Raw genomic sequence first — 10,039 nt, 5'->3', positions numbered from 1 at the left:
GTCTGCCGCGCGCGCGCCAGCGTCGAGGTGAGGAGGGTGACCGGGGGCGGGTCGGCGCCGGCGCCGGCGCCGGCGCCGGCGCCGGAACCGGGCAGGAGCTCGCCCGCCAGCGCGAGGTTGAGCAGGGCGGTGGCGGCGTGCGCCTCGCGGATGCCCTGCTCCGACAGCGGCGCATCGAGCACACCCGTGAACAGCCCGGCGGCATTCGCGGTGCTCTCGCCGTGCCGCAGCAGGATCAACACCCCGGCTTCGCGCACGATGACCAGCCCTGTTCCAGTCTCAGCCGACGGATGCCGCGGCACACGCCGTCGCGACGCCATTCCACCGCGAATCCTCAGGTTACAGCCCCGCCACTGTCCCGGCACGGCAGTCGTCCCGCCGGGTCCGCCGTCCGGCCACGAGTGCGGGTGAATCGTCGGTATGGGGCGTCCAAACCGACGATTCACCCGCACTCGCGGCAGGGGGCAGGGGGAAGTCGCGTGGGCGGGTGGAGGGGCGGGTGGCTCAGAAGCCGAAGTCACCGCCGAAGTCTCCGCCGCCGCCGAAGTCACCGCCGAAATCTCCGCCGCCCGAGGCACCGCCGCTCGCGTCGCCGTCGCCGCCGCCGGAGTCTCCACCGGAGTCGCCTCCGCCGGAATCGCCCGAGTCGCCGGAGGCATCCGTCGAACCGGAATCCATGGGCAGGAAGGCGCTCACCAGCGCGGAACCGATCACGTAGCCGGCGACGGTGCCGAGCAGGGAGCTGCCGACCATGCTGCCGAAGCTCGGGCCGCCCTGGCCCGAGCCGCCCTGGTTGCCGAAGCTGCGGGCGAGGGTGCCGGGCTGCCGCAGTTCCGCCCGGGTGGCCGCCTGAGCCAGCGCGGCCGGCTCGGCGTTCGCCGGGCGTTCGCTCGCGCCGACGCTCTCGCTGAGCTGGCGGAAGAGGAGGTCCCGCTGCTCATCGGTGAGTTTGCTGAACGCCTCCGTGTGCACCTGCTCGATCGTCTCGGGCGGCGCCGTGCGCAGCAGGTACTGGTAACGCTCCACGGCGATCTCGTCGTCGGTGCGCTGGGGTGGGCGGGGCCGCTGCTCGCGTTGCGCCTGCGGTTCGGTTCCGAAGAGTCGGTCGAAGAATCCCATGGTGTGCTCCTTGGCTCGGGTGCTGAGTCGGGGATCTCTACGATCCCATCCGTCGCTGAGTAGCCGCTGGAATGCGGATCAGCGCCGAGCCGGCGCCCGGCGTAAGACGCGGGTCCGCCCTTCTTGGGATGATTGGTCCATGACTCGAACCGTTTCCGGAGCCCGCGTGCTGATCACCGGCGCAGCCATGGGCATGGGCCGCCTCTACGCGGAGCGGGCCGTGGCCGAGGGCGCCGAGGCCGTGATCCTCTGGGACCGTGATGCCGCGGCGCTCGCCGTGACCGCCGCCATCCTGACCGAGCGATCGGCCGGCCGCACCCTCGTGGCCCCCTTCGTCGTGGACATCGCCGACCTGGGGGCGATTGCGCAGACCGCCCAGCGGGTGCGCACCGAGGTGGGACACCCGGACATCGTGATCAACAACGCCGGCATCGTGCGCGGATCCTTCTTCTGGGAGCACGACAACGGTGACGACACCCGGCCGACCATGCAGGTGAACGCGCTCGCGCCCATGTACATCACCCGGGAATTCCTGCCGATGATGATGAACAACCCGGGCCGGGAGTCCCGGATCGTGAACGTCGCCTCGGCGGCGGGGCTGCTGTCCAACCCGCGGATGAGCGTGTACGCGGCGTCCAAGGCGGCCCTGATCGGCTGGAGCGACTCGCTGCGCCTCGAACTGGTGCAGCAGAGGTACGGCCACGTGAAGGTCACCACCGTGAGCCCGAGCTACATCTCCACCGGCATGTTCGAGGGGGCCCGCGGGCCGCTGCTGACTCCGCTGATGACCCCGGATCACGTGGTCGACCGGGTGTGGCGGGCGATGCTCGCCGGCCGTCCGATGCTCACGATGCCGTGGACGGTCGGGCTCTCCACCGTGGTGCGCGGAGTGCTGCCGCTGCCGCTCTGGGACGCCGTTGCGGGCCGGGTATTCGGCGTCTACCGGTCGATGGACGCGTTCACCGGACGTCCCCGGCCCTAGCCACAGGCCCGCCGAGTGTGACCGTTCCGGTCGAGTGTGACCGGCGCAACGGGCACTCTCGACCGGAATGGACGCACTGGCGGTGCGAGAGGGATGGCGGGCGACCGGCACCCGGCGCCCGCCTGCCCCCGAACTGGGGTCCTCGTTTAGGGGGACACGGCGGCGGCCGTCGCCTACGTTGAAAGCATGGACGCAGCGGCGCACGGCCTCGTGCTCGATCGGGCCCGCCCGATTGCCGCGGCGCGGCCCCGGGGCGTCGCGGACGGCGTCCGTTGGCTCTTCCTCTGGCTGGCCGTGGTCTCGGCGGCGCTCACCGTTCCCGGCGTGCTCCTCGGCGCCCGCGGCGGCCTGATGATCCTGGGCCCGGCCGCTGCGCTGATGCTCACTGCCTCCTGGATCTTCGGCTATCGCCGCGGGAGTGCCCCCGTCGGGCTGGACATCGTCGATGCGGCGGCGCTCATCGGCATCGCGCTCGCCTCACCCCAGCCCGGGGCCGTGGTGATTGTCGTGTTCGGGGCCCTGTGGTTTCGCAGCCTGTACGGCTCCGCCTGGCAGGCGCTGCTCCGGGTCTGCCTCTATGCGGCCGCTCTGGGGTTGCCCTTCGGGCTGTGGCCGCTGCTGTTCGGGACCGAGTTCGGAATCGATCCCGGCATCTACTCGGCGGTGCTTCCCGCCCTCTTCGTCACCGTGGCCATCGCCCGGCAGCTGGGCAAATCCCTCGTGGCCCGGGACCAGAGCATCGGCCGCGACCGGGTTCTGGCCGAGACCGGTGCCCAGTTGCTCGGCGCGGTAGACCCTGACGCGATCATCGCCCTGGCCTGGGATGCCTCGACCGATTTATGCGCCGCCGCTCCCGGGCTGCGCCTGCTCAGAGTGGTTGCGGAAGGCTCTGACCTCAGAGTGGACGGAACCGCCGGCACCTTCCGCACGGCGCCGACCCGGCTGGCGGCCGACGTGCTGTTCACCCGGCCGGGGTCCGCCTACGCGCGCATCCTCGACCCGGCACCCCTCAACGCCGCCGTCGGAACGCCCGTGATGTGGGAGTGCCTGGCTTTCGAGGGCCGCGATCACCGCGGCTGGCTGCTGGTCGGCGCCCCCAGACGGATGCCCGCCGAGGTTCTCTTGTCGGTGCGGGGCCTCGTCGCCCAGGTGGCCCTGGCGATCCGCACCAGCGACGCCCACCGGGACCTGACGATGCTGGCCCGCACCGACTCGCTGACCCTGCTCGACAACCGATCGTCGTTCCTGGCCGGGTTGGCCGAGACGATCGCCGAGGCCGGTTCGCATGAAACGCAGGTGCTGTTCCTCGACCTGGACGACTTCAAGGACGTCAACGACGCCTTAGGTCACGGCGCCGGCGATGCCCTGCTGGTGGATGTGGCAGCCCGGCTGCTGCGCTGCACCCGTCCGACGGACCTCTGCGCCCGACTCGGCGGCGACGAGTTCGCGGTGCTGCTGCGGGACACGACCCCGGAGGCCGCGGCCGCGGTGGCCGAGCGGATGGTGGCGGCCATCCACGCACCCTTCCCGATCGGCGGCGGTGCAGGCGGGCGCTCCGTGCGGGTCGGCGCCAGCATCGGCGTCGCGACGGCGATCCCCGGGGTCGGCGTCGAGGGTTTGGTGCACCGGGCCGACGTGGCGATGTACGCCGCCAAGGCGCAGGGCAAGAACCGGGTCGAGTACTTCGCCCTCGGGCTGCTTAACGCGGACCGGGGCCTCGCGCCCCAGGCCTGATCGGCCGGGTCGGTTCTCCGCCCGGCAGGGGTCGGCCCGTTGCGGCTCGCAGGGCGGCACGCATTGACATTCGCTCACCTCGCGATCTAGTATGGAATCGATTCCATGGAAACGATTCCATGAACACAAAGGGGTGACACGATGGCGGAGATCACGATCAAGGATGTGGCGTCGCTGGCCGGCGTCTCGGCGGCCACCGCGTCCCGTGTGCTTTCCGGCAACCCGGCCACCTCGCCCGGGGCGCGGGCCAGGGTGGCCGCGGCCATCACCGAGCTGGACTACCGGCCCAACGCCCAGGCGCGGGCACTGCGCTCCACCCGCAGCGATTCCATCGGCCTGCTGGTGTCGGATGTTCGCAACCCGTTCTTCGCCGACCTCGCCCACACCGTCGAGCAGGCCGCGCTCTCCGAGGGGTACGTCACCCTGCTCGGCAACGCCAATGAGCGCAAGGAACAGCAGGACCGCTACCTGGACACCCTGATCTCTCGCCGGGTGGACGGCATCATCGTGGCGCCGCTCGGCGACGGCAGCGGCAGCATCGCCTCCCTGATCGAGCGGGAGATCCCCACGGTGTTCGTCGACCGCACGGTGGACGGCATCGATGTGCCGAGCGTGACGACCGACAGTGAGGCCGGCATCCGCCAGGCCGTCGAGCACCTCTCATCCGTCGGTCATACCCGGATCGGGTACATCTCGGGCCCGCAAGCCACCTCGACCGGTCGGGAGCGGTTCGCGGCCTTCACCTCTGCCGTGGCGGACACCGGGCTCAGCCAGGACCCCGAACTCGTCTACTTCGGTGACTTCCAGGCGGCGAGCGGCTCGGCGGGCGTGCATGCGCTGCTCGACCTCGACGAGCCGCCCACCGCCCTGCTGGCCGCGGACAGCCTGATGGCCGTGGGCGCCCTCGCCATCCTGCACAAGCGGGGCTTGCGTATCGGCACGGACATCGCGATGATCGCCTTCGACGACGTCGAGTGGTTCGCCCTGCTCAACCCCGCACTCAGCGTCATCTCCCACAGCGTCGAAGACATGGGCCGATTGGCCGTCGAGATGCTCCTGCAGGTCATCGCCGGCGGTACCCCGGAATCGGTGGTGCTGCCCAGCGAACTCATCATCCGGGCCTCATCGTCGTCGCCCATCTCCCCCTCAGCCGGGCTCCGCCCGAGGAAGAACTGAAATGAGTCAAGAACCACTGGTCACCCTGCAGAACGTGGGCAAAAGCTTCGGCCCGGTGACGGTCATCAAAGACGTCACCGTCAGCGTCTACGCCGGCCAGGTGCAGGTGCTGCTCGGCGAGAACGGCGCCGGCAAGTCCACCCTGATCAAGATGATGGCGGGCGTGTACCAACCCGACGCCGGTCACATCGTCGTCGACGGGAAGACGGTCGTCCTGCCCACGACCCGGGCCGCCGAGGAGCTCGGAATCGCCACCATCCACCAGGAACTCAACCTGGTGTCCACGATGAGCATCGCCGAGAACGTCATGCTCGGACGCACGCCCACCAAACACGGCATGGTCGACCGCAGCGCCCTGCGCAACCGGGCGCGCGCCGCCCTCGCCCTGATCGGGCTCGACGTCGACGTCGACACCCTGGTCGGCGAGCTGGGCATCGCCCAGCAGCAACTGGTCGAAATCGCCAAGGCCCTGAGCATCAATGCCCGCATCCTGATTCTGGACGAGCCCACCGCCGCCCTGACCCGCCACGAGACCGAAAGCCTGTTCGCCGTGATGGCGGACCTGCGCCGCCGCGGAGTGGGGATGCTGTTCATCAGCCACCACCTCGACGAGATCGCCGAGGTCGGTGACACCGTCACCGTGCTGCGCGACGGCGAATTCATCGCCGAAGTGCCCGCGTCCACGCCCGAAGCCGACCTCGTCAAACTCATGGTCGGCCGCAGCATCGAGGACCAGTTCCCGCGCGTTGCCGGACATTCGGGCGAGGCCGCCGAGATCCTCCGGGTCGAGAAGCTCACCTCGGCCGGAAAGTTCGACGACATCAGCTTCACCGTCAAGGCCGGCGAGGTGCTCAGCATCGCCGGGCTGGTCGGAGCCGGCCGCACCGAACTGATCCGGGCCATCGCCGGGGTCGACAACTACTCCTCCGGCTCCGTCGCGGTGCGCGGACAGGTCCTGCCCCACGGCAGCATCCCGGCGGCCATCGCCGCGGGCATCGGGCACGTGCCCGAGGACCGCAAGGGAGAGGGGCTGGTGCTCGACGCATCCGTCAACGACAACCTCGGCTACGCCACCCTCGCGTCCACCGCCAGGATGGGGCTGGTCGACTTCACCGGCCAGCGCCGCCGGGCCTCGGAAGTGGCCAAGAAGCTGCGCATCCGGATGCACACCATCGACCAGCCGATCCGCGCTCTCTCCGGCGGTAACCAGCAGAAGGCCGTGTTCGGCCGCTGGATCATCGCCGCTTCCACGGTGCTGCTGCTTGACGAGCCCACCCGCGGCGTCGACGTGGGCGCCAAGGTCGAGATCTACGAACTGATGAACGCCATCACGGCGGCCGGGGGAGCCATCCTGATGGTCTCCAGCGAGTTGCCCGAGATTCTCGGCATGAGCGACCGCATCCTCGTGATGCGCGACGGCCGGATCGCGGGCGAGCTCACCGCGGCCGAAGCCACCCAAGACGCAGTCATGACACTCGCCGCCCGCGATGTCGACGAGCAGAACGATTAGAGATAGGGAAGCACACCATGTCCACCACAATCCTGCCGGCGAAGCGCCGAAGCTTCAACTACAAGAAGTTCCTCGCCAACAACGGCGCCCTCGTCGGCCTCGTCGTTCTCTGCATCGCCCTGTTCATCGCGACCCCCGACTTCCTGACCGCGCAGAACCTGCTCAACATCGGCATCCAGGTGTCGACCGTGGCCGTGCTGGCCTTCGGTATGACTTTCGTCATCGTCGCGGGCGGGATCGACCTGTCGGTGGGCGCCGTGGCGGCCCTGTCGGCCATGTCGTCCGGCTGGCTCTTCGCCAGCGGCGGCCTCCCCGGCTGGCTCGCCCTCCTGGGCGGCCTGGCGGTCGGTCTCCTGGCCGGGACCATCAACGGACTGGCCAACGCCTACGGCAAGCTGCCCTCCTTCATCGCCACCCTCGCCATGCTCAGCGTCGCCCGCGGCCTGACCCTCGTCATCTCGGACGGCCGCCCGATCAAGACCGCCGCGGAGGTCTCCTTCCTCGGCGGCAACATCGGACCCGTGCCGATGCCGATCGTGATCCTCGTGCTCGCGGCCCTGGTTGCCTCGTTCCTGCTCAACCGCACCGTGATCGGCCGCTCCATGTACGCCGTCGGCGGCAACGCCGAGGCGGCGCGGCTGTCCGGACTGCCCGTCAAGCGCATCCTCGTCACCGTGTTCGCCCTGGCCGGCCTCTTCGCAGCCCTCGCCGGATTGCTGCTGGCCGGCCGCCTCGACTCCGCCCAGCCCCAGGCGGCGGCCGGCTACGAGCTCGACGCCATCGCCGCGGTCGTCATCGGCGGTGCGTCCCTCTCGGGTGGCCTCGGCAAGATCTCCGGCACCTTCGTCGGCGCCCTGGTGCTCGTCGTCATCCGCAACGGCCTCAACTTGCTCAACGTCACCTCGTTCTGGCAGCAGGTCGTGATCGGCCTCGTCATCGCCCTCGCCGTCGGAGTCGACGTGTTGCGCCGCAAGACCCGCAACAGCTGACCCTCTCACCCCGCACCACCCAACTACACCAACTACACCAACTACACCCAAAGGAAAAACAATGAAGTCGTCCTCGTTTTTGAAAATTGCAGCACTGACTGCCACCGCGGCACTGATCCTGGCCGGAACCACCGCCTGCGGCCGTGGCGGCGGGGGCGAGGCCTCCGGCGACAAGATCGTGATGGCCATCTCCACCCTGAACAACCCGTTCTTCGTTGAACTGCGCGACGGCGCCCAGGCCGCCGCCAAGGACGCCGGAGTGCAGTTGAACATCGTCGACGCCCAGAACGACTCGGCCACCCAGGCCAACCAGCTCGCGACCGCCGCCTCGGGCAGCACCAAGGCCGTGATCGTGAACCCGGTTGACTCGGATGCCGCCGCCTCGTCCGTGAACGCCCTGCTCAAGGCCGGTATCCCGGTCATCGGTGTTGACCGCACGGTCAACGGTGCCGACCTCGACTCCCTTGTCGCCAGCGACAACGTGGCGGGCGGCCGTCAGGCTGCCGACGAACTCGCCAAGGCCATGGGCGAGAAGGGCAGCGTGATCCAACTGCAGGGCGTCTCCGGAACGTCGGCGAGCCGCGACCGCGGCGCCGGTTTCGAAGAGGGAATGAAGGCCTACCCCGGGATCACCGTGGTCGCCAAGCAGACCGCGAACTTCGACCGAGCCGCCGCGCTCGACGTCACCACCAACCTGATGCAGTCCAACCCGGGAGTGACCGGACTCTTCGCCGAGAACGATGAGATGGCGCTCGGCGCCATCCAGGCCCTCGGCGCCAAGGCCGGCACCGAGGTCTCCGTCGTCGGCTTCGACGGCACCTCCGACGGACTCGCCGCCATCAAGGCCGGCACCCTCGTCGCCACCATCGCGCAGCAGCCGGCCGAACTCGGCAAGCTCGCCGTCGAACTGGCCGTCAAGGCCATCAAGGGCGAGAAGATCGAGAAGAACGTTCCCGTCGAGGTCGTCTCCGTCACCAAGACGAATGTGGGCGACTTCGCCAAGTGAGTGACTTCACCGGCAGCACTCTCCCTGCACCGTCCGGCGACACCGGGCCCGGGTCGGTGGTCGTCGTCGGATCCATCAACGTAGACCAGCTGATCCGGATCGACCGGCACCCGCAGCCGGGCGAGACCCTCATCGGAACGTCGATGGAGTTCCTGCCCGGCGGCAAGGGCGCCAACCAGGCCGTGGCCGCGGCCCAGCTCGGCGCCTCCGTGCGCATGGTCGGCGCCGTCGGCCGGGACTCGCAGGCCCAGGTGGCTACGGCGATCCTGACCCGCGCGGGCGTCGACCAGTCGGCCGTGCGAACTGTCGACGGTCCCACCGGGCTCGCCCTGGTCGCGGTGGCCGACGACGGGGAGAATACGATCGTGGTCATCCCCGGTGCCAACGCGATGATGGGGGCCGAGGCCGTCGAGGCCAACGCGGCCGTCATCGCGTCGGCCGCCGTGGTGGTGCTCCAGGGCGAGATCCCCGCCGCGGGCATCGTCGCCGCAACGCGGCTGGCGACGGGGCGCGTCGTGCTGAACCTGGCGCCCGTGATCCCACTGGATGCCGCGGCGATCCGCCGCGCGGACCCGCTGGTCGTGAACGAGCACGAGGCCGCCCTCGTGCTCGCGCAACTGGAGCCGGACCGCCCGATCCCGACGGAGGACGCCGAGCTTGTCGCCCGGCTGCTGGAGTGGGGCGTCGCATCCGTCGTGCTGACCCGCGGCGCGAAGGGAGCCATCTGCGCCGACTGGGACGGCACCCACACCGTGGCCTCGCCCACGGTCGTCGCCGTGGACAGTTCCGGAGCCGGCGACGCCTTCGTCGGCGCCCTGAGCGCACAGCTGGCCGCGGGGGTGACCCTGTCGGAGGCCGTTCGGCTGGCCGTGCGAGTCGGGGCCTTCGCGGTGCAGAGCCGCGGAACCCAGACCTCGTATCCGACCCTCGCCGACGCGCTGCCGACTCTGGACGGGACGGTGCCCGCATGAAGCGGCGGGGCATCCTGAACGCCGAACTGTCGGGCGCGCTGGCCCGGCTCGGGCACACGGATATCGTTCTCCTCGCGGACTGCGGCATGCCGATCCCTCGGGGGGTCCCCGTGATCGACCTGGCGCTGGTGCACGGCATTCCGCGGTTCGAGCAGGTGCTCGACGCCCTGCGCGACGAGCTCGTATTCCAGGGCTGCGTCGCGGCGGAGGAAGCCAGGACCGCGCCCGCCGGGGCGTGGCTGTCCGAGCGCTTCGATGAGATCGAGTACATCAGTCACGAGGACCTGAAGAGCCTCTCCGCCTCGGCGAAGCTCTTTATCCGCACGGGCGAGGCCACGCCGTTCGCGAACGCGGCGCTGGTCTGCGGAGTCTCGTTCTGACGCTCTCCGCCTGAATCCAGGCTGCAGGGCGAACCACCGGTCAGGATCCGGCAGGGAACGCGCACTAGATGAGTGAGTCCTAATCGATTGTCGGTAGCGGTACACGTCTAGTCAGATCGGACTGGCCCGGCGTGGACGCTGTTAATCGAAGGCGGAGGGTGTTAAACCCTGT

10 protein-coding genes are annotated in these 10,039 nt (G+C 69.8%); 8 read left to right on the top strand and 2 right to left on the bottom strand.

The genetic code is table 11. The annotated features are described in order from the left end of the window. Both E3T24_RS07835 and E3T24_RS07830 read right to left on the bottom strand, forming a co-directional pair. Positions 1-257 (bottom strand): histidine phosphatase family protein (locus E3T24_RS07835; protein WP_347232651.1); only part of this gene is annotated, 257 nt, incomplete at its 3' end. 247 nt (positions 258-504) lie between these two features. Then, positions 505-1,119 (bottom strand): hypothetical protein, encoded by a 615-nt coding sequence (locus E3T24_RS07830; protein ID WP_134367788.1) that lies wholly within the window; start codon positions 1,117-1,119, stop codon positions 505-507. A 139-nt stretch (positions 1,120-1,258) separates the two neighbouring features. On the opposite strand from E3T24_RS07830, the gene E3T24_RS07825 reads away from it, so the two are divergent. From E3T24_RS07825 to rbsD, 8 genes are all read left to right on the top strand, one after another. Then, on the top strand, positions 1,259-2,101 hold the full coding sequence (locus E3T24_RS07825; protein WP_134367786.1) for an SDR family NAD(P)-dependent oxidoreductase: 843 nt from the start codon (positions 1,259-1,261) through the stop codon (positions 2,099-2,101). Positions 2,102-2,287: 186 nt separating this feature from the next. Then, the gene (locus E3T24_RS07820; RefSeq protein WP_134367784.1) at positions 2,288-3,835 is read left to right on the top strand and encodes a GGDEF domain-containing protein; all 1,548 of its coding nucleotides are present in this window, start codon (positions 2,288-2,290) and stop codon (positions 3,833-3,835) included. Positions 3,836-3,976: 141 nt separating this feature from the next. Further along, positions 3,977-5,011 carry a LacI family DNA-binding transcriptional regulator gene (locus tag E3T24_RS07815; protein ID WP_134367782.1) on the top strand — a complete coding sequence of 345 codons (1,035 nt, stop codon included), beginning with the start codon at positions 3,977-3,979 and terminating at the stop codon, positions 5,009-5,011. Between the two features lies 1 nt (position 5,012). Next, positions 5,013-6,521, top strand: coding sequence for a sugar ABC transporter ATP-binding protein (locus tag E3T24_RS07810; protein ID WP_134367780.1), 1,509 nt, complete (start codon positions 5,013-5,015; stop codon positions 6,519-6,521). A 17-nt stretch (positions 6,522-6,538) separates the two neighbouring features. Beyond that, a complete protein-coding gene (locus tag E3T24_RS07805) occupies positions 6,539-7,510 on the top strand; it encodes an ABC transporter permease (protein ID WP_134367778.1) in 972 nt (323 codons plus the stop codon). A 61-nt stretch (positions 7,511-7,571) separates the two neighbouring features. Further along, positions 7,572-8,516, top strand: coding sequence for a substrate-binding domain-containing protein (locus E3T24_RS07800; protein WP_134367826.1), 945 nt, complete (start codon positions 7,572-7,574; stop codon positions 8,514-8,516). Then, a complete protein-coding gene (locus E3T24_RS07795) occupies positions 8,513-9,487 on the top strand; it encodes a ribokinase (protein ID WP_134434497.1) in 975 nt (324 codons plus the stop codon). The genes E3T24_RS07800 and E3T24_RS07795 overlap by 4 nt, the downstream gene beginning before the upstream one ends. After that, positions 9,484-9,867 carry a D-ribose pyranase gene (gene rbsD / locus E3T24_RS07790; protein WP_134367774.1) on the top strand — a complete coding sequence of 128 codons (384 nt, stop codon included), beginning with the start codon at positions 9,484-9,486 and terminating at the stop codon, positions 9,865-9,867. Before E3T24_RS07795 ends, rbsD begins: the two co-directional genes overlap by 4 nt. Positions 9,868-10,039: the final 172 nt, after the last annotated feature.

The sequence above is a fragment of the Cryobacterium sp. TmT2-59 genome (assembly GCF_004403545.1).
GTDB classification, from domain to species: Bacteria; Actinomycetota; Actinomycetes; order Actinomycetales; family Microbacteriaceae; genus Cryobacterium; species Cryobacterium shii.
The sequence above is the reverse complement of the archived record's forward strand: the minus strand, read 5'-3'. Positions and strand labels throughout refer to the sequence as shown.